General features: G+C 57.6%; 19 protein-coding genes and 3 tRNA genes. 4 read left to right on the plus strand and 18 right to left on the minus strand.

Going from position 1 to position 26,031, the window contains the following annotated elements; all coding sequences use genetic code 11:
• Positions 1 to 175 precede the first annotated feature (175 nt).
• Together BM395_RS01425 and BM395_RS01430 are read left to right on the plus strand one after the other, a co-directional pair.
• Entirely contained in the window at positions 176 to 1,309 is a 1,134-nt protein-coding gene (locus BM395_RS01425) for a carbon-nitrogen hydrolase family protein (protein ID WP_090508625.1), read from the plus strand.
• Positions 1,306 to 2,343 carry an AraC family transcriptional regulator gene (locus BM395_RS01430; RefSeq protein ID WP_090508626.1) on the plus strand — a complete coding sequence of 346 codons (1,038 nt, stop codon included), beginning with the start codon at positions 1,306 to 1,308 and terminating at the stop codon, positions 2,341 to 2,343. The genes BM395_RS01425 and BM395_RS01430 overlap by 4 nt, the downstream gene beginning before the upstream one ends.
• A 262-nt stretch (positions 2,344 to 2,605) precedes the next feature.
• Here the strand turns inward: BM395_RS01430 and BM395_RS01435 are convergent.
• The 18 genes from BM395_RS01435 to leuC all read right to left on the minus strand — a co-directional run bounded on the left by BM395_RS01435 (position 2,606) and on the right by leuC (position 21,221).
• Positions 2,606 to 2,682 (minus strand) — tRNA-Asp (locus BM395_RS01435).
• Between the two features lie 105 nt (positions 2,683 to 2,787).
• Positions 2,788 to 2,864: transfer RNA gene (locus BM395_RS01440), tRNA-Asp, on the minus strand.
• A gap of 32 nt (positions 2,865 to 2,896) precedes the next feature.
• Positions 2,897 to 2,972 (minus strand) — tRNA-Val (locus BM395_RS01445).
• Positions 2,973 to 3,372: 400 nt separating this feature from the next.
• Positions 3,373 to 4,146: an SDR family oxidoreductase gene (locus tag BM395_RS01450; protein WP_425287576.1), complete on the minus strand. Its 774-nt coding sequence runs from the start codon at positions 4,144 to 4,146 to the stop codon at positions 3,373 to 3,375.
• A 14-nt stretch (positions 4,147 to 4,160) separates the two neighbouring features.
• Positions 4,161 to 5,372: an O-succinylhomoserine sulfhydrylase gene (locus BM395_RS01455; RefSeq protein WP_069899046.1), complete on the minus strand. Its 1,212-nt coding sequence runs from the start codon at positions 5,370 to 5,372 to the stop codon at positions 4,161 to 4,163.
• 155 nt (positions 5,373 to 5,527) lie between these two features.
• Positions 5,528 to 7,033, minus strand: a complete 1,506-nt coding sequence (purF, locus tag BM395_RS01460) for an amidophosphoribosyltransferase (protein ID WP_069899047.1) — start codon at positions 7,031 to 7,033, stop codon at positions 5,528 to 5,530.
• Between the two features lie 46 nt (positions 7,034 to 7,079).
• Positions 7,080 to 7,634: a CvpA family protein gene (locus BM395_RS01465; protein ID WP_069899049.1), complete on the minus strand. Its 555-nt coding sequence runs from the start codon at positions 7,632 to 7,634 to the stop codon at positions 7,080 to 7,082.
• A gap of 140 nt (positions 7,635 to 7,774) precedes the next feature.
• Complete coding sequence (locus BM395_RS01470) at positions 7,775 to 8,404, minus strand: SPOR domain-containing protein (RefSeq protein WP_090508627.1); 630 nt, start codon at positions 8,402 to 8,404, stop codon at positions 7,775 to 7,777.
• Positions 8,388 to 9,695 (minus strand): bifunctional tetrahydrofolate synthase/dihydrofolate synthase, encoded by a 1,308-nt coding sequence (gene folC, locus BM395_RS01475; RefSeq protein WP_090508628.1) that lies wholly within the window; start codon positions 9,693 to 9,695, stop codon positions 8,388 to 8,390. Before folC ends, BM395_RS01470 begins: the two co-directional genes overlap by 17 nt.
• Positions 9,692 to 10,603, minus strand: coding sequence for an acetyl-CoA carboxylase, carboxyltransferase subunit beta (gene accD, locus BM395_RS01480; protein ID WP_090508629.1), 912 nt, complete (start codon positions 10,601 to 10,603; stop codon positions 9,692 to 9,694). The genes folC and accD overlap by 4 nt, the downstream gene beginning before the upstream one ends.
• A 226-nt stretch (positions 10,604 to 10,829) precedes the next feature.
• Positions 10,830 to 11,450, minus strand: coding sequence for a phosphoribosylanthranilate isomerase (locus tag BM395_RS01485; protein ID WP_090508630.1), 621 nt, complete (start codon positions 11,448 to 11,450; stop codon positions 10,830 to 10,832).
• A 56-nt stretch (positions 11,451 to 11,506) separates the two neighbouring features.
• On the minus strand, positions 11,507 to 12,373 hold the full coding sequence (gene truA / locus BM395_RS01490; RefSeq protein ID WP_090508631.1) for a tRNA pseudouridine(38-40) synthase TruA: 867 nt from the start codon (positions 12,371 to 12,373) through the stop codon (positions 11,507 to 11,509).
• Between the two features lie 3 nt (positions 12,374 to 12,376).
• Positions 12,377 to 15,448 carry a motility hub landmark protein FimV gene (locus BM395_RS01495; protein WP_090508632.1) on the minus strand — a complete coding sequence of 1,024 codons (3,072 nt, stop codon included), beginning with the start codon at positions 15,446 to 15,448 and terminating at the stop codon, positions 12,377 to 12,379.
• A gap of 140 nt (positions 15,449 to 15,588) precedes the next feature.
• Positions 15,589 to 16,614: an aspartate-semialdehyde dehydrogenase gene (locus BM395_RS01500; RefSeq protein WP_090508633.1), complete on the minus strand. Its 1,026-nt coding sequence runs from the start codon at positions 16,612 to 16,614 to the stop codon at positions 15,589 to 15,591.
• Positions 16,615 to 16,743: 129 nt separating this feature from the next.
• On the minus strand, positions 16,744 to 17,856 hold the full coding sequence (asd, locus tag BM395_RS01505) for an aspartate-semialdehyde dehydrogenase (protein WP_090508634.1): 1,113 nt from the start codon (positions 17,854 to 17,856) through the stop codon (positions 16,744 to 16,746).
• Between the two features lie 51 nt (positions 17,857 to 17,907).
• Positions 17,908 to 18,990, minus strand: a complete 1,083-nt coding sequence (gene leuB / locus BM395_RS01510; protein WP_069899699.1) for a 3-isopropylmalate dehydrogenase — start codon at positions 18,988 to 18,990, stop codon at positions 17,908 to 17,910.
• Positions 18,991 to 19,138: 148 nt separating this feature from the next.
• Positions 19,139 to 19,783: a 3-isopropylmalate dehydratase small subunit gene (leuD, locus tag BM395_RS01515; RefSeq protein ID WP_090508635.1), complete on the minus strand. Its 645-nt coding sequence runs from the start codon at positions 19,781 to 19,783 to the stop codon at positions 19,139 to 19,141.
• A gap of 10 nt (positions 19,784 to 19,793) precedes the next feature.
• Complete coding sequence (gene leuC, locus BM395_RS01520; protein ID WP_069899069.1) at positions 19,794 to 21,221, minus strand: 3-isopropylmalate dehydratase large subunit; 1,428 nt, start codon at positions 21,219 to 21,221, stop codon at positions 19,794 to 19,796.
• Positions 21,222 to 21,355: 134 nt separating this feature from the next.
• On the opposite strand from leuC, the gene BM395_RS01525 reads away from it, so the two are divergent.
• Both BM395_RS01525 and BM395_RS01530 read left to right on the plus strand, forming a co-directional pair.
• Positions 21,356 to 22,237 (plus strand): LysR family transcriptional regulator, encoded by an 882-nt coding sequence (locus BM395_RS01525; RefSeq protein ID WP_090508636.1) that lies wholly within the window; start codon positions 21,356 to 21,358, stop codon positions 22,235 to 22,237.
• Positions 22,238 to 22,356: 119 nt separating this feature from the next.
• Entirely contained in the window at positions 22,357 to 26,022 is a 3,666-nt protein-coding gene (locus tag BM395_RS01530; protein ID WP_090508637.1) for a sensor domain-containing protein, read from the plus strand.
• The last annotated feature ends 9 nt before the right edge of the window (positions 26,023 to 26,031 follow it).

Genomic DNA, 26,031 nt, shown 5'->3' on the forward strand with positions numbered 1-26,031 from the left:
CTGCAATCTCGGGACATTCACGGATCGCAGTCGGTATGAGCTGCACAATAAGTAGCTGCAGGCTTTGCCTCAATGACTGTAAATAACAAATTATTGATCATAAATGACAGGGCGACTTGGCAACGGCGCGCGACTCCCCTACCCTGACTGAAGAAATTCTGACAGCGAAATCACCATGCACAAACTGACCAAGTACGCCCTGCTTCTGCTGATTATCGGTGGCGCTGGCGTCTATCTGTACTGGGCCAAACAGCGACCGGACGTAGGTATTTTCCTGACCGACCTGCGCAGCCAACTCAGCGTCAATCAGGGCCAGCCGAGTGAGCGCGGGAATCTGTTGGGCATTCAACCCTTGCTCTATGCCAGCGATTATCAGAGCCGCGAAACCTTGCACCTGAAGCTGGCGGCCTATCTGCAAAAAGCCCGCGACAAAGGCCTGCTCAATAGCAAAACCGTGGCCGTGCTGCCTGAGCATATTGGTACCTGGCTGGTGGCCAGCGGCGAGAAGCCCGAGTTCTACCAAAGCGACAGCCTGGTAGAGGCCATCGGCTGGCTGACGGCCAGCCATCCGCTGGCAATTCCCAAGGCGCTGATGGAAACGCCCAGCGACAAGGAATTCAGTGACGCCCTGTTCCGCCTCAAGGCCAAACAGATGGCCAAGGACTATCAACAGTTATTCGGTACGCTGGCCAAAGAGTTCAGTATTACCCTGGTCGCTGGCTCGATTGTGCTGCCTGAACCCCGTGTCGAGTCTGGCCAGCTAAAAATCGATGACGGCCCTCTCTACAACATCAGCGTGGTGTTTGGTGCGGACGGCTCAATCATTGGCCCGGCGCAGCGCAAGGTGCATCTTTCCAGCCGCGAACGGCGCTTTATTGCTGCTGCCCCGCTGGAGCAGTTGCACGCCATTGATACGCCAGCCGGAAAACTGGGCGTTTTAATCGGTACAGACAGTTGGTATCCCGACAGTTATGCGGCGCTGGCCAAGCTCGACATCAAATTGCTGGCAATCCCGGCCTTTATCAAAGGCAAGAATCAGTGGGAGAAGCCGTGGCGCGGTAACAAAGGTGCTCAGGAGCCCGCCTTCATCGCACTCAAGGAAGCGCAATCGACCGAAGCCAATGCCTGGCAACAATTGGCCATCCCCAATCAGCTGAAAGCCAGCGGTGCCGAGGCCGGCGCACTGGTATTCAGCCGTGGGCAGTTATGGCGCATGTCGATTGACGGGCGCAGTATCGCCAGCGACTCCCGCGAACATGCGCTGGCCGGCAATGCGCTCGGCGCACACCTGATCAATATCTGGTTATGAACAGCCCGCGGGTTCGCCTCGGCGATCTGTCAGTCGGCTTCATCGACAGCCTGGCTGGCGCCATGCGCGGATTGGACCACGACCCCAAGCCGCTGCTCGATAGCTACGGCCTTGATACCGCGCGCCTGGCGACCCCAAGGGCGCGTTTGTCGATCCCGCGCTACATGCGCCTCGGCCATGCGGCAATCGAGCAAACCGGGACTCCTGAACTGGGCCTGTTAATGGGCCAGGCCATTAAACTGGGCCAGCTGGGGCTGGCCGGTGTTACCGCCATGCAGGCGCCGACAGTGCGCGATGCGGCGCGGACACTGACCCGCTTCGAGCCGCTTTACGCGTCCAACTACCGGGGCCAGTCGAGCCTGCACGAAGACCCGCAAGGTGCCTGGTTGCGGTTTTACTCAATCAGCCCTTACAACGCCTACAACCGCTTTGTGATCGACTCAGTGATGTCTGGCTGGCTGCAACAACTCAGCAACGTCTGCGGCGAAGCGCTGAGCATCGACAAGGTCCAGATCGAATTCGAAGCACCGGCCTACAGCGCGCATTATCAACAGCGCTTTGCCTGCCCGGTCGAATTTGCCAGCAGCCACAACCAGCTGCGCTTGAACCAAGCCAGCCTCAGCCGGCGCAACCCGAACCACTGCCCAAGCACCTGGCTGCATTTACTGGAGTTGTGTGAACAGCAACTGGAGCAACTGACTCGCACCCGCAGCCTGCGTGAACAGATCACCCTGCTATTGGGGCCATTGCTGCACGGTCGTGAGCCGGATTTGAATGAGATAGCTGCACGCCTGCAACTGCCGAGTTGGACGCTGCGGCGTAAACTTGCCGAAGAAGGCACGCAGTTTCGCAGCATTCTCAATGAGACCCGCCGCGACCTGGCCATGGCGTATATTCGCGACACCGAACTGGCTTTTGGCGAGATCGCCTACCTGCTCGGCTTTGCGTCGGCAGAGGCCTTCCAGCGCGCCTTCAAGCGCTGGAACCAGCAAACCCCGGGAGAGTTTCGCCGCAGCCAGCGCAACGCCGGCTAAGGCGGTTAAAATCGACGAACCTCAGAGTTCGGTAGCGTCTTCTTCAAGCTCCGGCAGGTCGAACTCACCCGCGCGGCCTTCGAGCAATTCTTCTTGATAGTCTTCCATTAGTCTCTCCTCAATCTTCAGGATTTTCTGCGATGAGCTTAGGTTCAGCAGCAGAATAAAAACCAACGATTAAGAATTTATGACAAGAGGCGAATATCTGTAAATCGCAGGCAATAAAAAACCCTCAGATATTGCTATCTGAGGGTTTCGTATATGGCGCAGCGGACGGGACTCGAACCCGCGACCCCCGGCGTGACAGGCCGGTATTCTAACCAACTGAACTACCGCTGCGTGTTACGTGAGCTTGCGCTCGGTAAACACGTTACTTCATCTGGCATCACAACAAATCGCTTCGTTTGTGGTGCCTCATCCCAGGCCAGCCTGAGATGGAAAATATGGCGCAGCGGACGGGACTCGAACCCGCGACCCCCGGCGTGACAGGCCGGTATTCTAACCAACTGAACTACCGCTGCGCATTTTATGAACTTTCGTTCAACTCTCGAAGTGGTGGGTGATGACGGGATCGAACCGCCGACCCTCTGCTTGTAAGGCAGATGCTCTCCCAGCTGAGCTAATCACCCTTGCCTTCGTGAGGACGCGAAATTTACGCGTGGGGCACACCTAAGTCAATACCCTGCTTAAAGTTTTTCTTAAAAAGTGGAAAATAATCAGGTGTTTATGCAGCGCGCGAAACAGTCAATAGGCTTACGCAAAAAAACAGCCACTAAAATCGAATAAATTGGTTATTTTTCAATCACATCGAGAGCTTTGCAGAATTACGCACTAATGCCCTGCGAAAGGTATTTTTTAAAATTATTTCTTCCGCGGGCCGATTTAATTCAAGTTCGCTGCAAATAATTGCTGCAACGGTCAGCATTTAAAGCTTGATTGAGTTTTATATGGGCAGCGGCCCCGCACTCGCAAACAAAAAAGCCCCGAATCACTTCGGGGCTTTTGCTTTAGTCGTAACGGGCTCAACAGTTAATCGAGGTAATTCATTTTCCGGCTGAATCCACCGTCGACAACAATTTCCTGGCCCGTGACAAATGCACTGCTGCCAGACAGCAACCAGGCAACTGCCGCCGCCACATCTTCAACCTTGCCGACACGCCCTACCGGGTGCTGAGCATGATCCTCAACTCGTAGTGGCTCATCACGACGCGCCTGTGAATCACGCGAGTCGATCCAGCCAGGACTGACTGCATTCACCCGCACTTCTGGCCCCAGGCTGATTGCCAGCGAGTGAGTCAGCGCCAGCAAACCGCCCTTGGACGCAGCATACGCCTCGGTATCGGCCTCGGACTGATGCGCTCGGGTTGAGGTGAGATTAACGATGGCGCCACGGTGTGCGCGCAAATACGGCACGCAATGTTTGGCCAACAGCATTGGCCCGGTCAGATTTACGGCCAAGGTGCGTTCCCAGCGCGACTGACTGAGGCTTTCGAGTGGCGGGTTATGCGGATCAGCCACCGCCGCGTTGCACACCAACGCATCGAGGCGGCCAAACTGGCCGAGCACTTCTGCCACGCCAGTCGTAACCTGCGCCTCATCGGCGACATCCATCGACACGAACCAGGCACTCTCGCCCAGCGCCTTGGCCACAATCGAGCCGCGCGCGCGATCGATATCCGCCAGCACCACCTGCCAGCCTTCAGCGATCAACCACGCGGCAATGCCCAAACCGATGCCTTGCGCGGCACCGGTGACCAGCGCCACACGGCCCAGCGCAGAACCGTCGTCCTGCATCCAGTCCATCTCGGCTTGCTCAGTCAAAGCGCTGCCAACCCGCGAGCCAGATCGTTTTGCAGATCAGCCAGATCCTCAAGCCCAACGGCAACGCGAATCAGGTTGTCGGCAATCCCGGCATTCGCGCGCTCTTGTGGCGACAGGCGCCCGTGCGACGTGGTTGCAGGGTGAGCGATGGTGGTTTTGGTATCGCCCAGATTGGTGGTGATCGAGATCACCCGAGTGGCATCAATAAAGCGCCACGCCGCCTCTTTACCGCCTTTGACCTCAAAACTGACCACTGCGCCGAATGCACTTTGCTGACGCTTGGCCAGCTCATGCTGCGGATGGCTCTGCAAACCGGCGTAGTAGACCCGCTCAACACCCGGCTGCTGCTCAAGCCACTCGGCGAGGAACTGCGCACTGGCGCAATGCGCTTGCATGCGGATGCGCAAGGTCTCCAGCCCCTTGAGGAAAATCCAGGCATTGAATGGACTCAGGGTTGGCCCCGCTGTGCGCAGGAAGCCGACCACTTCTTTCATCTGCTCGGCACGACCGGCAACAACGCCGCCCATGCTCCGGCCCTGGCCGTCGATATATTTGGTTGCCGAGTGCATGACGATGTCTGCGCCAAGCTTGAGCGGTTGCTGCAAGGCTGGCGTACAGAAGCAATTGTCGACAGCCAGCAACGCATTATGGGCGTGGGCGATTTCGGCCAGCGCGGCAATATCGACCAACTCTGCCAGCGGATTCGAAGGCGACTCGACAAACAGCAGCTTGGTGTTGGGTTTGAACGCAGCGCTCCACGCATCCAGATCGGACAGCGGCACGTAATCAACTTCTACGCCGAAACGCTTGAGGTATTTTTCAAACAGGCTGATGGTCGAGCCGAACACACTACGCGACACCAATACATGGTCGCCGCCGCTGCACAGGCTCATGACGATAGCCATGATTGCCGACATGCCGGAGGACGTAGCTACGGCCTGCTCTGCCCCTTCCATAGCGGCAATGCGCTCTTCAAAGGCACGTACAGTCGGGTTGGTATAACGCGAATAGACATTGCCCGGTACTTCACCGGCAAAGCGCGCAGCCGCGTCGGCTGCGGTGCGAAATACATAACTTGAGGTGGGGAAAATTGCTTCGCTGTGCTCACCTTCAGGCGAGCGACGCTGACCGGCTCGTACCGCCAGCGTATCGAATGCGGCACCTTCTAGGTCGCTGTCCAGTCGTCCTGCTTGCCATTCTTGCGTCATCTGCTTTTCCTCGGTGCGAGCATGGCGCAACGCTGTGCGCCTGCCGCTTGTTCCCTGCCGAAAGCTGCTGCTACAAGCCTGACTCTCCCTCAACACTGCCGGCGCAATTGAGCGCGGCAGTGGATACAAGGGCACAGCAGCTGTAAGGCACTGACTTAGTTGTTGTGCAAATCAATGATGGCGCTGTTGACCATCGACATACTCATGCTCGAATCGTTACGTGCACGCTCGATTTTGGCCAAGTATGCCTCGTCAACATCACCGGTAACATACTTGCCGTCGAACACCGCGCAATCGAACTTGCCGATCTTGATCTTGCCGCCGCCCACCGCATCAACCAGATCTTCGAGATCCTGATAGATCAGCCAGTCAGCGCCGATCAACTCGGCAACCTGCTCGGTCGTACGGTTGTGGGCGATCAGCTCGTGCGCACTCGGCATGTCGATACCGTAAACGTTTGGATAACGCACGGCTGGAGCCGCCGAGCAGAAGTAGACATTCTTGGCACCGGCTTCGCGGGCCATCTGAATGATCTGCTTGCAGGTCGTGCCACGTACGATCGAGTCATCGACCAGCATCACGTTCTTGCCGCGGAACTCAAGCTCGATGGCGTTGAGCTTCTGGCGCACGGACTTCTTGCGCGCCGCCTGGCCCGGCATGATGAAGGTACGGCCGATGTAGCGGTTCTTGACGAAGCCTTCGCGGAACTTCACGCCCAGATGGTTGGCCAGTTCAAGCGCTGCCGTGCGGCTGGTATCCGGAATAGGGATAACCACGTCGATGTCGTGCTCGGGACGCTCACGGAGAATCTTCTCAGCCAGCTTCTCGCCCATGCGCAGGCGCGCTTTGTAGACCGAAACACCGTCCATGATTGAGTCCGGACGCGCCAGGTATACGTGTTCGAAGATGCATGGCGAGTATTCAAAGTTTTCGGCGCACTGACGCGTGTGCAGCTTGCCGTCTTCAGTGATGTAAACCGCTTCACCCGGCGCCAGATCGCGGATCATGGTAAAGCCGAGCACGTCGAGGGAAACGCTCTCGGAGGCGATCATGTACTCAACGCCTTCGTCGGTGTGACGCTGGCCGAATACGATCGGACGAATACCGTGCGGATCGCGGAAACCGACGATGCCATAACCGGTGATCATGGCAACAACGGCGTAACCGCCCTTGCAGCGTTTGTGCACATCGCTGACCGCGGCGAATACATCTTCCTCGGTCGGCTGCAAACGGCCGCGCTGGGCCAGTTCGTGGGCAAAGACGTTAAGCAGCACTTCCGAGTCGGAATTGGTATTAACGTGACGCAGGTCGGACTGGTAAATCTCTTTAGCCAGTTGCTCAACGTTGGTCAGGTTACCGTTGTGTGCAAGCGTGATGCCGTAAGGCGAGTTGACGTAGAAAGGCTGCGCTTCGGCCGAACTTGAGCTACCCGCAGTCGGGTAACGCACGTGACCAATGCCCATGTGCCCAACAAGGCGCTGCATGTGGCGCTGCTGAAACACATCACGAACCAGACCATTATCCTTGCGCAGGAACAGACGCCCCTGATGACTGGTGACAATACCGGCAGCATCCTGGCCGCGGTGCTGCAAAACGGTCAAACCGTCATACAGCGCCTGATTGACATTCGATTTACCAACAATACCGACAATGCCGCACATTTGGCGCAACCCCTACGTTATAAAACAGACTGAATACTGGAGGCTCTCAAGGCGTTTTAGGCATTGAGAGCACCTCCTTGAACGGCAGATCAGCAGGTGCGCTGACGCCGCTTGCGAGCCACTCACTGGACAAACCCAGGATCAGGTTTTTTGACCAGTCAGCGACCAAGAGAAAATGTGGAATCAAGGCAGACTCATGCCACCAGGTGTCCTGTTGCACAGGCGCAAGGCTGAGCAAGCCGACCAACAGCACAACCAACAGGGCGCCGCGTGCGCCACCGAAAACCATGCCGAGAAAACGATCCGTGCCAGACATTCCGGTCACGCGAATCAGCTCACCGACCAAATAATTGACCAGCGCGCCTACCAGCAATGTGGCAATAAACAAGATCGCGCAGGCTGCGATAACCCGCATCGAAGGCGTTTGAATGTAAGCGTCGAGATGCTGCGACAAGGCACCGCCGAACATCCAGGCAACGACGCCTGCGACGATCCACGTGAGCAATGAAAGTGCTTCCTTAACGAAGCCACGGCTCAGACTGATCAGACTTGATATGGCGATAATGGCGATAATCGCCCAATCGACCCAGGTAAATGCCACGATGAAGGCTACCGTTTGAATAGGCGCAGCATTTTAGCAGAGCCGCTGCCCGCAGGGTAAGCCAAGGTTGGCCGTTGGGATGAAAAACCTATGACGGGATGCTGCCACGGACGGTTCAGCACTGAACAGTCCGTGATCAATCAGTTGGCTTCCGGCTTGAAACGAACGATAAATCCATTGAGTTTCAATTGGCCGTTGATCTTTTCGCGCGCCTTGTCGGCGTCGCCACGATCAATGTACGGGCCAACAAACACCCGATTCATGCCATCGAAGGTACGAATATAGGCGTCATAGCCCTGACTGCGCAGAGTGCCTTGCAGTTTCTCAGCCCCTGGCCGACTGGACAGGCTGGCCAATTGCACCGACCAACTGACCGGCAAGGTGTTAGCGTCCAGATGCTTCTGCGGCGCAGGCGCGGCCTCAGCCTCGGGCTCAACTGGCTTGGCCGGCGTTTGCGCAACAGCAGGAGCCTCTTCAACAGGCGGCGCCGGAAGCGGTTCAATGGGCTCAGGTGCAGTGTCTGCAACCGGATTGGCAGGCTCGGGCGCGGAGTCTTCAATACTGGCATCCGGCACCGGCTGGGGCACGGGCACCGGATCAAGCGCAACCTCAGCCGCCGGCGGCTCAGCGGGCATGGCCGGGGCTTCTACCGAGACCCGACGCAGCTCATCCTGACGCGACAGCAGCATCGGCAAAAAAATGACGGCCAGCGCAACGAGCACCAACGCGCCGACAATTCGCTGCTTGAATCCTTTATCCAGCAAAGCCATCCTGATCTTCCCCTTTGGCATGGCGGGCCAGCCATTCCAAGGCTTCGGCCACACAATAAAACGACCCGAACAGCAAGATCTCGTCTTGCTCCGTAGCCTGCGCGCATTGTGCCATTAAAGCAGTCTGAACATCGCTATAGACCGCCACTGCCGCGTTTTTATCCTGTAAAAAATCAGCAAGTTCGCTCGCAGGACGCGAACGCAGGGTCGGCAAAGGGGCTACAGCCCAATCCGCCACATGCTCAAGCAAGGGTTCGACCACGCCGGCCAAGGCCTTGTCGCCCAACAAACCAAACACTGCCAGGCGCTTGCCAGCCGGTGGACGAGCAGCCAGACGCCCCGCCAGATATTCAGCCGCATGCGGATTGTGACCAACATCGAGCAGCAGCTTGAGGGTCTTGCCGCTGAAGTTGATGGTGCGCCGTTCCAACCGACCGGTTACACGGGTAGCCTGCAAGGCAGTCGCCAGTTCCTCGGGCTGCCAGGGCAAGTCGAGCAGCGCATAAGCCTGCAACGCAAGCGCGGCGTTTTCCTGAGGCAAATCCAGCACCGGCAATTGCGTCAATGTCAGGCTCTGCCCTGCCCCGTCCACACCGCGCCACGACCAATAGTCATCGCTCTGCGCCAGATCGAAGTCGCGCCCACGCAGAAACAGCGGCGCGTCAATCAGGGTGACTTGATCCAGCAGCGTCTGCGGCGGCTGCAAGTCACCGCACAACGCAGGCTTGCCCGGCCGGCAAATACCGGCTTTCTCGAACGCTACGCTGTCGCGGGTATCACCGAGGTATTCAACATGATCCACACCAATCGATGTGATCACCGCCAAATCGGCATCGACCAGATTGACCGTATCGAGGCGACCGCCGAGGCCCACTTCAAGCACCACAGCGTCCAAACCTGCGCGCTGGAACAGCCAGAACGCCGCCAGCGTGCCCATTTCGAAGTAAGTCAGCGAGATATCGCCGCGCACTTGCTCCAGCGCAGCAAAGGCCTCGCACAGTTGCTCGTCCGAGACTTCCTGGCCATCGAACAGCACCCGCTCGTTGTAACGCAGCAGGTGCGGTGAGCTGTAAACGCCCACTTTGAGGCCCTGAGCTTTCAGCAGCGATGCGATAAACGCGCAGGTCGAGCCTTTGCCGTTGGTGCCGGTAACCGTGATAACGCGTGGCGCAAGCCGGGCCAGGCCCATGCGTTCAGCCACGGCGCGACAACGATCCAGCCCCATGTCAATTGCAACGGGGTGGAGTTGCTCCAGATAGGCAAGCCAACCTGCCAGAGAACGCTGGGTCATTCAGCAGTCGCTACCGCAGCCTCGACCGGGGCCTCTACTTTCTGAGCAGGTGTTGGCTTGCCGGTAAACTGCGCCAACAGGCGCGCCAGACGCGGACGCAATTCTGCGCGCGGAATAATCATATCGATAGCGCCGTGCGCCAGCAGGAACTCGCTGCGCTGGAAGCCCTCTGGCAGCTTCTCGCGTACGGTCTGCTCGATAACCCGCGGGCCAGCGAAACCGATCAGCGCGTTAGGCTCGGCAACGATGACATCACCCAACATGGCCAGACTGGCCGATACGCCGCCGTAAACCGGGTCGGTCAGCACCGAGATAAACGGAATGCCTTCCTCGCGAAGACGCGCCAGCACAGCCGAGGTCTTGGCCATCTGCATCAGCGAGATCAACGCTTCCTGCATACGTGCGCCGCCCGAGGCCGAGAAACACACCATCGGGATACGCTGTTCCAAGGCCACGTTGGCGGCACGCACGAAGCGCTCACCAACGATTGCACCCATGGAGCCGCCCATGAAGGAGAACTCGAACGCCACGGCTACCAGCGGCATGCTCTGCAGCTGCCCTTTGAACGCGACTAGCGCGTCTTTCTCGCCGGTCTGCTTCTGTGCTGCCACCAGGCGGTCTTTGTACTTTTTGCTGTCGCGAAACTTCAGGCGATCGACCGGCTCAAGATCGGCACCGATTTCTTCACGGCCTTCGGTATCGAGGAAAATATTCAGACGCGTACGTGCATCGATACGCATGTGATGCCCGCACTTGATGCAGACATCCAGGGTCTTTTCCAGCTCGGGTTTGTACAGCACCGCATCACACGATGGGCATTTGTGCCACAGGCCTTCCGGTACCGAGCTCTTCTTGACCTCGGAACGCATGATCGAAGGGATCAGCTTATCTACCAACCAGTTGCTCATGCTCTTAACTCTCCAAAGCTGTAGGCCCGCCCGCGCTAACAATAACGCAATCAGGCAAATTCACGAGTGCAGTCACTTGAGGGGCCGGCACCGGCATCCGGCAATTGCCACCAACGCCCATTACCCGCCTCCTTGATCAGACTTCAATTGCATCACTTGCAACCTGCACTTTTGGACGGCACTGATCGGTCAGCCGTCACATCAGGTCGCGCAGTTCATCGAACCATCAGCACGCTCTTACTGCTGCAACAAACGCACGTACCTTAGCAGCATCCTTGATCCCTTTGCTTGCTTCCACTCCACCACTGACATCAACAGCATACGGCTGAACCTGCGCAATCGCGCTGGCAATATTCTCGGGCGTGAGACCGCCAGCAAGAATTATCGGCGTATCAAGCCCCTTAGGAACCAATGACCAGTCAAATGCCTCGCCAGTTCCCCCGGGGATTCCCGGCACGAACGTATCGAGCAAAATGCCACTGGCCGCCGGATACTCGCCAATCATGGCCGCCACATCATCATCGCTCTTGATCCGCAACGCCTTGATAAAGGGCCGGTTGTAACCGGCGCAATCCGCCGCGGTCTCATCACCATGAAATTGCAGCAAGTCCAACGGCACCTGCGCCAGCAACGCGTTCAACTGCTCACGCGGCATATTCACAAACAAACCGACAGTGGTCACGAATGGCGGCAGCGCAGCGAGAATAGCCTGCGCCTGAGCAATATTCACGGCACGCGGGCTTTTCGGATAAAACACCAGGCCAATTGCATCCGCACCGGCGGCAATCGCAGCCAGTGCATCTTCTATGCGGGTAATGCCACAGATCTTGCTGCGAACAACTGACAACGGTGAGTTCCTTGAGCAGATAAAACGCTATACGACCGATGGTAGCAAAAGGCCTTTCAGCCGTCAGTCCTCACGTCGGGCAAGCCGGATAGAAAGTGTGGCCCCAAGTAACGGGACGGCAACTCGAACGTGTCCGGATAATCGACCTGCACCAAATACAGCCCGTAAGGGTGCGCGGTCACACCACCGGTACGGCGTACGCGGCTTTCAATCACCTCGGCGGCCCACTCGACAGGTCGCTCACCCGCACCAATGGTCATCAGCACACCGGCGATGTTGCGCACCATGTGATGCAAAAAGGCATTGGCGCGAATATCCAGCACGATGAACCGGCCAGTTTGCAGCAGCTCAAGGTGGTGAACGGTCTTGATCGGCGACTTGGCCTGACACTGACGCGCGCGGAAAGCACTGAAGTCGTGTGTTCCCAGAAATGCTTTGGCCGCTTCGCGCATGCGCTCGATATCCAGCGGACGATGGTTCCAGGTGACAGCTTCGGCCATGTGCGCCGGTCGAATCTGGTCGTTATAGATGACATAACGGTAGCGCCGCGCCTGGGCACAGAAACGCGCATCGAATTCGCGCGGCATGATCTTGGCCCAGCAAATGCTGATGTCATGCGGCAAATTCATGTTGCCGCCCATCATCCAGGCGTGTGTCGAGCGTTCGACGTGCGTATCGAAATGCACCACCTGCCCACTCGCGTGAACCGCAGCATCGGTACGCCCGGCGCAACTCAGCGCAATTGGCGCACCACCGGCGACTTTGCTCAAGGCCTGTTCAAGCTTGCCTTGAACGGTAGGCACGCCATCTTTTTGCCGCTGAAAACCACGATAACGTGAACCGTTGTATTCAACGCCGAGGGCGACCCTGAAAAGATCAACGGCGGCCGAGTTGGCCGCCGTTTCTGGAAAAGCTTCGGACATGTATCAAACCAATTTAGCGATCAGCTCTTTAGCTTCTTGCTGCTGACCATCGTTACCTTCGGCGATGACTTCATCGAGAATGTCTTTAGCACCCTCGGCATCACCCATATCGATATAGGCTCGCGCCAGATCTAATTTGGTCGCAGTTTCATCTGTACCGGACAGGAAGTCAAAGTCGTCTTCACCGTCGAAGTCCTCTGCCGCCAACGACTCGGCTGTGACTTCAGGCACATCGGGCAGGTCAATCTCTTCCGGCTGGTTCTCTGCCAGGCTGTCGGAAAGCTGCTCCAACTCACCGCTGACATCTTCAAGCTTGACCTCAAAAGACTCCGCCGCTGCTTCAGGCTTGTCTTCTGCGCTGATCGTCTCATCCAGCGACAGGTCGAAATCAGCAGGCAAATCGAGGGTATCGAATTCAGCCGTCTCTTCTGCCTTTGGGGTGATCGCGGTGGTGTCTTCGCTCAGCTCATCCTCGAAGTCGAGCAGGAACTCATCCTCTGCAACTGGCATGGCAGCAGGTGTTTGTGGCTCATCTGCAGCGAAATCGAAGTTGAAATCATCGAGTTCGTCCGTCAGCGTAACCGGCTCTTCAGACAACTGTTCATCAAGCTGCAGATCCTCGAACCCGGCGAGATCACTGTCTGCATGAGTTTCAGCGGTCGACTCAACTGTCGGCTGCGCTGGCGCAGGTGTCGGGGCATCAAGGTCTTCAAGATCATCCAGATCGAAGTCGAAAGCATCGTCTTCAACCGGCGCTGCGCTCTCAACCGGAGCCGCCTGAGGAGCTTGCGGCTCATCATCAATGCTCAAGTCGTCCAGATTGAAGTTTTCAGCATCATCCAGCGCTGCGCTGTCGGCTGCCATCAACATGGCAGCACCGCCAGCAACAACCATAGCCGGATAACGCGCCTTGAGTTGATCGATTTCAGCAGCCGAACCGCCGAAATCAAGCAGCTCGCTTTCCTGACGGACAAACCCTTCGCGGTCGCCCATCTCGGCATAGACTTCCATCAGTTTGAGGCGCAAGTCGGCCCGCTGAGGCTCATCATTGATGGCGTTAACCAACAGTTCGGCAGCCTGATTGAAGCGACCGTAAGCGATATAAATGTCCGCCTCGCTCAATACATCGGCGGTTTTAGCAGTGACGGGTTCCTCGCCTGCCTCGTGCGCGATCACAGCCGCATCGGCGTCCTGCTCATCAAGGCTGCCAGCCGGCAACTCGACATCATTTTCAAAGTTGTAATCGCCAGCCAGCTCTTCCTGCGCAGCAGCTTCTTTAGCCGCATTGCGCCGTGATACCGCCATCAGTGCCAACAGCAGTAGCAGCAGCGCACCACCCGCAGTTGCACCCAGCAACATTGGATTAGCCATCAAGCTGTCCAGCGCACTCTCTTCTGCTGGCGCATCTGCCGGTGTTGGCGCAGGCGTAGGCTCAGCGGTTGCCGGAGCAGGTGCCGGCGCTGCAGCGGAATCCGCAACGACTGGCTGAGCTTGGTCCGACTCAGGCTCTTCGCTGTAGTTGTAATCGGTTTCAGCCGGAGCCTGCGCGGCCTCAGCTTGAGGAGATGCAGGGTCGGCTGCCACAGGATCGGCTGCCGCAGGACCGGCTGCCACAGGATCGGCTGCCGTAGCGTTGGCGGCAGTTGTGTCGGCGGCTGCATCAGCATCGGCAGATTCAGCACCGGCTGGAGCAGCATCCGCTGCCGCAGGTTCGCCTGCCGCAGGATCGCCTGCCGCAGCATCGGCTGCCACATCACCGGCTGGGGAACTTCCCGAAGCATCAGTGCCAGATTCATTCGATGGAGACGCGCCAGCTGCAGCGTTATCGGCTGCGGCGCCTGCAGCGGCGCCAGCTACACCAGCGGCAGCGGCGGCAGTACCGTCTTCACCCAATTCAGCCTGAAGCTTGGCCAACTGGCTGTCTTTGAGCTGGATCAGGCGTTGCAGTTTATCAAGCTGGCTTTGCAGATCGCCCATGCGGCTCTGTAGCTCTTCGTTTTCGCGACGAGTCGAGTCGAGGCTCTCTTCGGTCACCGCCAGTTTGTTGCTAAGTACTTTGGTGTCGGCCTTACCGGTGTCAGCACCGGCAGTCGCCTTGCCGGTTTCAGCTGAAACCAGTTTGAGGTTGTCATCTTCTTTGATTTCAGCAGGTGCCGCGCCCGCAGCGTTGCGTTTGGTGGCATCCAGCTGGCGCGGATCAGCCGCGGCGGTAGTACCCGCGCGCCAGGCGGTGTTCTGCTGGCGAACTTCGGCGATTGCCTGCGGCTGAGTACGGCTGTTGATCTGCTGATCGTCCGGCAGGCGCAAGACCTGACCACGTTTCAGGCGGTTGATGTTGCCATCAATGAAAGCGTCCGGATTGAGGTCCTGAATCGCCAGCATTTTCTGATGAGCACTGCCATTGCCCGGCGTGCGCTCAGCAATCTGCCACAGCGTATCGGCACTGGTGGTCTTGTAAACGCCCGCTGTTTCAGCGCTGACTTTTGGCGTCTGGGTCGGTTCAGCTGCTGGCCCGCGGTAAGCCGAGGACTCGCGAGCAGGCGTCGGCGCTACCGGAGTCGGCGCAGACGCTGTCGGCATGGAGGCGTACGCTTTGGCTGTACGGGTTTCTGCAGGTTGCTGCAAACCGGTTACCGGTGCGCGTGGCGCTGCGGCGGCAGCGGCTTGCGGCGAGTACAGCGGCGGGTCGAGCAACAGGGTGTATTCACGCAGCGCACGACCATTCGGCCACAGCACTTCAACCAGGAAATTCAGATACGGTTCGCGCACCGGCTGGCTCGACGTCACCCGGATGATGCTCTTGCCGTTAGGCTTGATTACCGGGGTGAACTTGAGATCAGTGAGGAAGTAAGCACGTTCCACACCCGCCTTGGTAAACGCATCCGGAGAGGCGAGCTTGGGCAGCACTTCTTGATTACCCAGGTCGCGTGCCTCCAGCAATTCGATGTCAGCGACCAGTGGCTGGTTAAGCGCTGAGCGCAACGTCACCTCGCCCAAGCCCAGCGCCTGCGCCATACCGGAGGAGAGTGCCGAGGCCGCCGCAATCGCCAGCACCAGTTTGCGAACCCGAATCATATCGTTATCCTTAGTTTTATCTTTTTTTCCCGGCAAGCGAGAGGATCTTGATAACTATCGAGGGCACATAGCTGATGTCAGCTGAGCACTCGATAATTAATTAAACCAGTGTTGCCAAGCTCGAAAGATTCTTCAAACTTCTAGGTAAGTATCTTTGACAGATGGTCTTTTATCAATAACTCAGCTAACTGCACTGCGTTGACAGCAGTACCTTTTCGTACATTATCAGACGTAATCCACAAATTGACTTCCCTTTCATCTTCAATCCCGCCGCGCACTCGCCCGACATAGATCACATCTTGGCCCACCGCATCGCCAACTGCGGTCGGATAATCGCCTGGCTCTACGTATTCGATTGCCGGCGACGCATCCAGCGCCGCGCAAACTGCCGGTATATCTACAGCAGCTTCGGTTTGCAGCGATACGTTAAGACTGTCACCAAAGAATACCGGCGCCTGAATACAGGTCACCGCGACCTTGAGCTGCGGGCGTGTCAGCAGTGTTTTCAATTCATTACCTATGCGCCGTTCCAACGCGCCATGCCCACTGTTGTCCGGCTCTTCAACTTGAGCGAGCAGGTTAAACGCGATTTGCCGGTCAAACAGACGCGGCTCCATTGCCCGCGCGTTGAGCAACTCTGCGGTCTGGCGCGCCAGTTCAGTCACGCCTTGGCGATCGCGACTCGAGACGGCCAAGCACGCCGTTACACTGGCGCGCGTCACTTCAACCTGCCCGGCAATGGCCGCCAGCACACAACTCAGCGCCACACTCACCGCTGCCGGGCTGCTCACCCAATAAGGTGCTTTGAGTAAAGCCACCACCTGCGGGTTAACGTCAGCTACCACAATCGGCGCTTGCCCGGCCGGCAACCCTGCACTCAGGTCAATCACCGCACAACCACCACGGCGCACTGCCTCCAGGCACTCGCGGGTGACATCGGCTTCATCAACAAAGAAGGCAATCTGCACGTTGGCGAAGTCGAATTCATCAGCAGCGCGCACCCGCAGGTTCTTGCCGCGGAACGTTACGCTGTGGCCAACAGCCTCATCCACGCCCAGCAGATGCAAGGTCTTGAGCGGAAAATCACGCTCTTCGAGCACTTGCACCAACGCCTCACCGATAGCGCCGGTGGCACCGATTACAGCTACATCTACAGTCGCACTCATAACATCACTTCTAATCAGATCCGGACATGCACTCTATAGTGCACCTCTTAAACGCAAAAGAGCGATTGCCACGGGTCAATCAACCCGTAGAAATCGCTCTTCGGCAAATGGCAGCCTGTAGCGGGCGAATTAACGCTCCAGCAGGATACGCAGCATACGCCGCAATGGTTCGGCCGCGCCCCACAGCAATTGGTCACCAACAGTGAACGCACCCAGGTACTGCGAACCCATATTGAGTTTGCGCAGACGACCGACAGGTACGTTCAGGGTGCCGGTTACCGACGTCGGGCTGAGGTCAGCAATGCTGCTCTCGCGATGGTTTGGCACCAGCTTGACCCATGGGTTGTGCTGGCTGATCAAACCTTCGATGTCCGAGATTGGCACATCCTTGTTCAGCTTGATGGTCAATGCCTGGCTGTGGCAACGCATGGCGCCGATGCGCACGCAGATGCCGTCGACTGGAATCGGGCTCTTGAAGCGACCCAAAATCTTGTTGGTCTCAGCCTGCGCCTTCCACTCTTCACGGCTCTGGCCGTTTGGCAGCTCCTTGTCGATGTAAGGAATCAGGCTGCCCGCCAGAGGCACACCGAAGTTATCAGTCGGGAACGACTCGCCGCGCATGGCTTCAGCCACTTTACGATCGATGTCCAGAATCGCGCTGGCCGGATCAGCCAACTCATCGGCAACCGAGCTGTTAACCGCACCCATTTGCTTGATCAGTTCGCGCATGTTCTGCGCACCCGCGCCGCTGGCCGCCTGATAAGTCATGGCGCTCATCCACTCGACCAGACCCGCTTCAAACAGACCACCGAGGCCCATCAGCATCAGGCTCACGGTGCAGTTGCCGCCGATGTAGTTCTTGGTGCCAGCATCGAGTTGATGATCGATCACTTTGCGGTTGACCGGATCGAGCACAATGACTGCGTCATCAGCCATACGCAGCGAAGATGCCGCGTCGATCCAGTAACCCTGCCAGCCCGCTTCACGCAGCTTCGGGAACACTTCATTGGTGTAGTCGCCGCCCTGACACGTCAGAATCACGTCCAGACTTTTCAGCTCATCAATGCTGTAGGCATCTTTGAGTGGCGCAATGTCTTTACCAATAGCCGGGCCCTGGCCACCAACATTGGAGGTGGTAAAGAACACGGGTTCGATCAGGTCGAAATCCTGCTCTTCCAACATGCGCTGCATCAGCACGGAACCTACCATGCCACGCCAACCGATCAGTCCTACACGCTTCATAACAACTACACCTATGTGAACAGTGTGCCGGAGCTTCCGGCATCCAGAAATTTATAAACTACGCAGGGCCTCGACGACCGCATCACCCATTGCCGCAGTGCCCACTTTTTGAGTGCCCGCAGAGTGGATGTCGCCAGTACGCAGACCTTGATCAAGCACCTTGCTGACGGCTTGTTCAATAGCAGCTGCCGCTTCAAGCTGGTTGAAGCTGTAACGCAGCATCATCGAAACCGAAAGAATGGTTGCCAGCGGGTTGGCAATGCCCTGGCCGGCGATATCCGGTGCAGAACCGTGACACGGCTCGTACATGCCCTTGTTGTTCGAATCAAGGGATGCCGATGGCAGCATGCCAATAGAACCGGTGAGCATGGAAGCCTCATCCGACAAAATGTCACCGAACATATTGTCGGTCACCATCACGTCGAATTGCTTCGGTGCACGCACCAGCTGCATCGCCGCGTTGTCGACATACATGTGCGACAGCTCGACATCCGCATAGTCCTTGGCAACCTCTTCAACCACTTCACGCCACAGCTGGCTGGACGCCAATACGTTGGCTTTGTCGACCGAGCAGAGACGCTTGCCGCGCACACGGGCCATGTCGAAACCGACGCGTGCGATACGGCGGATTTCACTCTCGCTGTAAGGCAGTGTGTCGTAGGCCTGACGCTCACCGTTTTCCAGCTCACGGGTGCCGCGTGGCGCACCAAAGTAGATGCCCCCGGTCAGCTCACGAACAATCAGGATATCCAGCCCCGCCACCACTTCCGGCTTCAACGAGGAAGCATCAGCGAGCTGCGGATAAAGGATGGCCGGACGCAGGTTGGCGAACAAACCCAGCTGCGCACGAATTTTCAGCAGGCCGCGCTCAGGACGAATGTCGCGCTCGATCTTGTCCCACTTCGGACCACCAACAGCACCGAGCAGAATGGCATCGGCTGCTTGCGCACGCGCCAGCGTCTCGTCTGCCAGCGGCACGCCGTGCTTGTCGATAGCCGCGCCACCGATAACGTCATGGCTCAGCTCGAAATCGAGCTTGAACTTGTCATTGGCCAATTCCAGCACCTTGACCGCCTCGGCCATGATTTCCGGGCCAATACCGTCACCGGGGAGAATCAGAATCTGCTTGCTCATGCTTTCCTCATGTTCTTCTGCGGCTGCCATTGGCGCGCCATCAATAATCGGGTGTAGCGCCTTAAGCTGTCACTAAAGCCACGCCGAGCCGGGTATTACACAGGCTCGGCGCTGCGCTAGCAATAGCGCTCAAGGGTTGTTGTAAGGCTTAGGCGTCGCGAAACAACCACGGCTGCTTCTGCTTATAACCGGCCTCGAAGCCGCGAATAGCCTCAGCATCCTGCAAGGTCAGGCCAATGTCATCGAGGCCGTTAAGCAGGCAGTGCTTGCGGAATGCATCGACTTCAAAGCTGTACTGCTTGCCATCGGGACGCGTGACTGTCTGCGCTGCGAGGTCAACGGTCAACTCGTAGCCTTCAGTGGCTTCAGCCTGCTCGAACAACTCATCCATTTCGGACTCTTCAAGGATGATCGGCAGCAAGCCGTTCTTGAAGCTGTTGTTGTAGAAAATATCGGCAAAGCTGGACGCCAGAATGGTCCGGAAACCGTACTCTTCCAAAGCCCAAGGCGCGTGCTCGCGGCTGGAACCACAACCGAAGTTCTCGCGTGCAAGCAATACGCTGGCACCTTGATAACGCGGGAAGTTGAGTACGAAATCCTCATTCACCGGACGCTGCGAGCTGTCCTGGTTCGGTTGCCCGACATCCAGATAGCGCCACTCATCGAACAGGTTCGGGCCGAAGCCAGTCCGCTTGATCGACTTCAAGAACTGCTTGGGAATGATCTGATCGGTATCAACGTTGGCACGATCCAACGGCGCGACAAGACCGGTGTGTTGGGTAAAAGCTCTCATGTCGGTCTCCTCAGGCCTGAATCAATTCACGAACATCAACAAAACGACCGGTCACGGCCGCCGCTGCAGCCATCGCCGGACTCACCAGATGGGTGCGTCCACCGGCGCCCTGACGGCCTTCAAAGTTACGGTTGGAGGTCGATGCGCAATGCTCGCCGCTGCCGAGTTTGTCCGGGTTCATCGCCAGACACATCGAGCAGCCCGGCTCACGCCATTCAAAGCCTGCCTCGATAAAAATCTTGTCCAGACCTTCCTGCTCGGCCTGCTGTTTAACCAAGCCCGAACCTGGCACCACCATCGCCTGCTTGATGGTGGCGGCAACCTTGCGGCCCTTGGCCACTTCGGCGGCGGCGCGCAAATCTTCAATGCGCGAGTTGGTGCACGAACCGATGAACACGCGATCAAGCTGGATATCGGTAATCGCCTGATTGGCGGTCAAACCCATGTACTTCAGCGCACGGGTGATCGAGTCGCGCTTGACCAGATCAGCTTCAACTGCCGGGTCCGGCACATTCTGATCAACAGCTAGGACCATTTCCGGCGAAGTGCCCCAGCTGACTTGCGGCTTGATGTCTTCGGCGCGCAACTCAACCACGGTGTCGAAGTGAGCGTCGGCGTCGGAGACCAGATCGCGCCACTGCGCCACGGCCTGCTCCCACTGCGCGCCCTGTGGCGCGAACGGACGACCCTGAACGTACTCGATGGTCTTGTCATCGACCGCCACCATACCGACGCGGGCACCCGCCTCGATCGACATGTTGCAGATGGTCATGCGGCCTTCCAGCGACAAGTCGCGGATGGCGCTGCCGGCAAATTCCAAGGCGTGCCCATTGCCGCCTGCGGTGCCGATTTTGCCGATCACGGCCAACACGATGTCTTTAGCGGTAACGCCGAACGGCAATTTGCCTTCAACGCGCACCTGCATGTTCTTCATTTTTTTCGCGACCAAACACTGCGTGGCCAGCACGTGCTCGACTTCCGAGGTGCCGATACCGTGCGCCAATGCGCCGAAGGCACCGTGAGTCGAGGTGTGCGAGTCACCACAAACCACAGTCATGCCTGGCAAGGTCGCGCCCTGCTCCGGGCCTACAACGTGAACGATGCCCTGGCGAATGTCGTTCATCTTGAATTCAAGAATCCCGAAGTCGTCACAGTTCTCATCCAGTGTTTGCACCTGAATGCGCGACACTTCGTCGGCTATCGCCTCAAGACCGCCCTGACGCTCGGCCTTGGTGGTTGGCACGTTGTGGTCCGGCGTCGCGATGTTGGCGTCGATGCGCCACGGCTTGCGGCCAGCCAGACGCAAACCCTCGAAGGCCTGCGGAGAGGTCACTTCGTGAAGGATATGGCGGTCGATGTAGATCAGCGACGAACCATCGTCACGGCGTTTTACCTCGTGCATTTCCCAGAGTTTGTCGTAAAGCGTTTTGCCGGCCATCAGCGTGTTCCTCATCAGCATATTTCTGTGCTTCAGGAGTATCCCTTTAGCTTATGTGGCCAATTTTATGGGGTTGGTTTAAATTACTCAAATTCATATTTTTCATCGATTGGATTACTAGCAGGAATACCAGAATGGACCTGGCCGCACTTAATGCCTTTATCGCCATCGCCGAATCGGGCAGCTTCTCCGAGGCTGCCGAGCGCCTGCATTTAACCCAGCCCGCCGTGAGCAAGCGCATTGCCAGCCTGGAGCAGCAACTCAAGGTGCGCTTGTTTGATCGCCTGGGCCGTGAAGTGAGCCTGACCGAGGCCGGCCGGGCCCTGCTGCCGCGCGCATACCAGATTCTCAACGTACTGGAAGACACGCGTCGCGCCCTGACCAACCTGAGCGGTGAGATCAGCGGTCGCCTGACCCTCGCCACCAGTCACCACATTGGCTTGCACCGTCTGCCGCCATTGTTAAGGGCTTTTACCCGCAGCCACCCGAAAGTCGCGCTGGATATACAGTTTCTCGACTCCGAGGTCGCATACGAGGAAATTCTGCACGGCCGCGCAGAAGTGGCCGTCATCACCCTGGCCCCGGAAACGCAGGCGCCCGTGCAGGCTGTACCAGTCTGGGACGACCCTCTCGATTTCGTCGCAGCGCCCGAACATCCACTTGCCGCTAAACCCGCGATCACTCTTGCCGATATAGCGGATATTCCGGCGGTATTTCCGGGCGAAAACACCTTCACTCATCACATTGTCCGGCGCCTGTTTGAAGCTGAGGGCCTGACCCCAAACATCGCCATGAGCACCAATTACCTAGAGACAATCAAAATGATGGTTTCTATTGGGTTGGCCTGGAGCGTACTGCCGCGCACGATGCTAGATGATCAGGTGACACGCTTACCGCTGCCGGGTATCCAGTTAACCCGAAAACTAGGCTACATCCTGCACACCGAGCGCACCCGTTCCAACGCGGCGCAGGCATTCATGAATCTTCTCGATGCCCAGCGGGACGGTGTTGCATAATCATTCAGCGAACAGCTAACGTTGCTAAAATCTGTGAACAATAAATTGGTGCATATGCCCAAACACCCTCTCTTCCTTCGGCAAACTGGGCAGCACATATCCCCTGTAAAAGGCGGTCTATGAGCAACCGCCCCGATATCGAATACCCGGACCCTTTCCTTGAGCCACTGGATGACGGCGAGTTCGAGAGTACCTGGGAACAATTTCCGCACCTGCTCAAGGCGCTGAATGGCGCACGCATGGGTGCGTGGCACTGGCACGTAAATAGCGGCCGGATCACCGGTTCGCGCGCCTCACAGGCAATCTTCGGGATTGACACCGACAAGCAACCACGCAAACGAATCGACTACTTCAGCCTGGTACCGCAGGCAGACCACAAACAAATCAGAGCCCTGTTTACTGATATCTGCCGGGGTAATCTCAGCGAGCAGACCATGCGCCACCGGATCATGTGGCCCGATGGCAGCCTGCATTGGCTGGAGATCAACGCCAGCCTGAAACGCGACGAGGATCAAATCGCGCTTTACGGCGTTGTGCGTGACATCACCCGTCAGCAGGAACAGGCGCATGCACTGGCTGAATCCTCAAGAAGTTTTGACAGCCTGTTTCAGCTGAGCCCGGACTCAGTCGCACTGGTGCGCAAAGCGGACTCGATCATTACCGCGGTCAACCAGCACTTTGAAAACAGCTTTGGCTGGTCGAGCCAGGAGATATACGGCAAGTCCACTTTTGACGCGAATATCTGGACCGAAGCCAATGACCGCGACACGCTGCGCACCGCACTTGAGTCGACCCTCGAGCCGCTGAGCAAGAATGTCACCCTGCGCCGCCGCGATGGCAGCCTGACTGATGGCATTCTCAGTGTTCAACTGATCGAGATTGATCAGGTCGACTACGTGCTTTGCACCTTCACTGACACCTGCGAAAAAAAGCGCACCGAACAAGCACTGCGCTTCAGTGAAGAAAAGTTCGCCAAGGCGTTTCAGTACAGCCCGGACGCGGTGGTCATCAGCGAGAAATACAGCGGCAAACTGATTCAGGTGAACCCGAGTTTCGAGCGCCAATTCGGCTGGAGCAATGCCAACGCCATCGGCAAGACAGCCAGCCAATTGGGCGTCTGGCAGCACCCACAAGACCGCATGAGAATGATCGAAGCACTTGAGGCGAACAGCCTGCAAGAGTTCGAGGTCGAGCTATGCGACAAACAAGGCAAGCCGAGCACCAAGCTGTTGTTCGGCGATGAAATCGAGCTGAACAATCACGACTGCCTGATATTGACCATTCGCGATATCAGCCGGCAAAAAAGCCAGGAACGCGCCCTCAAAGACAGCCAGGCGCGCCTCGATCTGGCGCTGGACTCGGCCAATCTGGGGACCTGGGACTGGCATATTCCGAATAAAACCCTGTTTGGCTCACAACGCGCCGCGATGCTGCACGGCCTACCGGCAGAGGAATACCAGGGTCCGTTCAGCACATTCTTTTCTCACGTCCATGCCCAAGACCAACAACGCATGTACCAGGACTATCGCGCGTTGCTGGCGAGCGATCAGCCGACCTATCAGCTCACCTACCGCTCGCAACTGCCCGACAGCTCCACGCGTTATCTGGAATGCATCGCCCAACTCAGCCGCGACGCCGCTGGCAATCCCCTGCGCCTGACGGGCGTGGTGATGGATGTTACCGAGCGCACGTTGCGTGAGCAGACGCTCGCTGCATCAGAGGAGAAATACTCCGCACTGTTCCAGGCAAGCCCGGAGCCGATCTGCGTATCGCGGGCGGAAGATGGCACCATGATTGAGGTCAACCCCAGTTTTTGCAGGACCTTTGGCTGGAGTCAGGCCGAGCTGATTGGTAGCAAAAGTACCGACCTGAAAATCTGGCGCACCCCCGATCAACGTATCGAACTGCATGAGCGATTCATGCGCGACCATGAACTGAACAACGAAGTAGTGCAGTTCATAACCCGCTCAGGCAAAGAGTTGACCTGCATTCTGTCGAGCCGACTGATCACCGTCGACCAACATGAATGCATCACCACCACATTCCGCGACATTACCGATCAACAGGCCGCAGAAGCCGCGCTTGAAGCCAGCCAGGACAAGTTTGCCAAAGCATTCCATTCAAGCCCGGACGCCATCACCATTACCGAGCGTGCGACCGGTCGCTACATTGAAGTGAATGAAGGCTTCCACCGCCTGACCGGCCATCGCAGTGAAGACATTATTGGCCTCACCGCCAACGAAATTAATATTTGGGAAAGTCAGGCAGAGCGCCAACGCGTGCTCGACAGAATAGAAAACGCGCGCAGCACCGTGCACATGGAAATGCGCTGCCGCCATCGTGACGGCAACATCATTCCGGTCGACATCTCGGTTCAGACTATCGAGCTGAACAACGTGCCTTGCCTGCTGATGACGGTACGCGACCTTTCCGAGCTCAAGGAAGCGCAGGCTCAGGTCCAGCATCTGGCTTACCACGACTCGCTGACCAACTTACCCAACCGCGCATTGCTGATGGATCGTCTGAGCCAGCAAATTGCTTTGCTCAAGCGCCATGACTTGCGCGGCGCCCTGCTGTTTCTCGACCTGGATCACTTCAAACACATTAACGACTCTCTCGGCCATCCGGTTGGCGACAGCGTGCTGAAAATGGCCACTGCGCGCCTTGAGGCCAGCGTACGCATGGAAGACACAGTAGCGCGACTCGGTGGTGATGAGTTCGTGATTTTGTTGTCTGGCCTGGAAGGCGATATGAGCCGCGTAACCGAGCTGGTTTATCGCCTGGCCGATGGTTTCCGCTCTCTGCTGGCCGAACCGATGCTGATTGACGGACACCGGCTGCAGGTCACGCCCAGCATCGGCATGGCGCTGATTCCGGATCATGGCCAGACCCCGGCCGATTTGCTCAAGCGTGCCGACATTGCCCTCTATCGCGCCAAAGACCTGGGGCGTGACACCGTGCAGATGTTCGACGCCTCCATGCAAGAAGTTGCCAGCGAACGTCTGCGCCTTGAAAGCGACTTGCGTCTGGCCTTGCAACGCTCCGAGTTCGAGCTGTACTTCCAGCCGCAGGTGGACGCACTGACCAACCAGATCATTGGCGCGGAAGCATTGCTACGCTGGAATCATCCGGTACTGGGCGCTCAGTCCCCTGCCCGGTTCATTCACATTCTCGAAGAAAGCGGGTTGATTCTCGAAGTCGGCAGCTGGGTTCTCAACGAGGCCTGCGCCAGCTGCGTGGCGTTGATCGAAGAAGGCCTGATCGCGCCCGAGAACTTCAGCCTCTGCGTAAACATCAGCCCGCGCCAGTTCCGCCAGAAAGACTTCGTCCAGCGTGTCGAGAACTGCCTGCGCCAAAGCAGCTTGCCGATGCTCAAGCTGGAAATTACCGAAGGGATTGTGATTCAGAACATCGAAGACGCGATCGCCAAGATGAATAAGCTCAAGAAGCTGGGCATCAGCTTCGCAATGGATGATTTCGGCACCGGCTACAGCTCGCTGACCTACCTCAAAAAGCTGCCGGTTGATGTGATCAAAATCGACAAGTCGTTCATTCAGGACTCGACCAGCGACCCGAACGATGCAGAGATTATTCGCGCCATTATTGCCATGGCTCACAGCCTGGAGCTGACCCTGATTGCCGAAGGCGTTGAAGAACAGGAGCAACTCGACTTCCTGCTCAAGCAGAACTGCAACCTGTATCAAGGTTACCTGTTCAGCAAGCCACTGCCACTCGACGCATTCCGTCAGCTGCTACGCGACGCGCAAAACCCGCTGATTCACTAAGCAAACGCC

The sequence above is a fragment of the Pseudomonas marincola genome, from assembly GCF_900116605.1.
Lineage (GTDB): Bacteria > Pseudomonadota > Gammaproteobacteria > Pseudomonadales > Pseudomonadaceae > Aquipseudomonas > Aquipseudomonas marincola.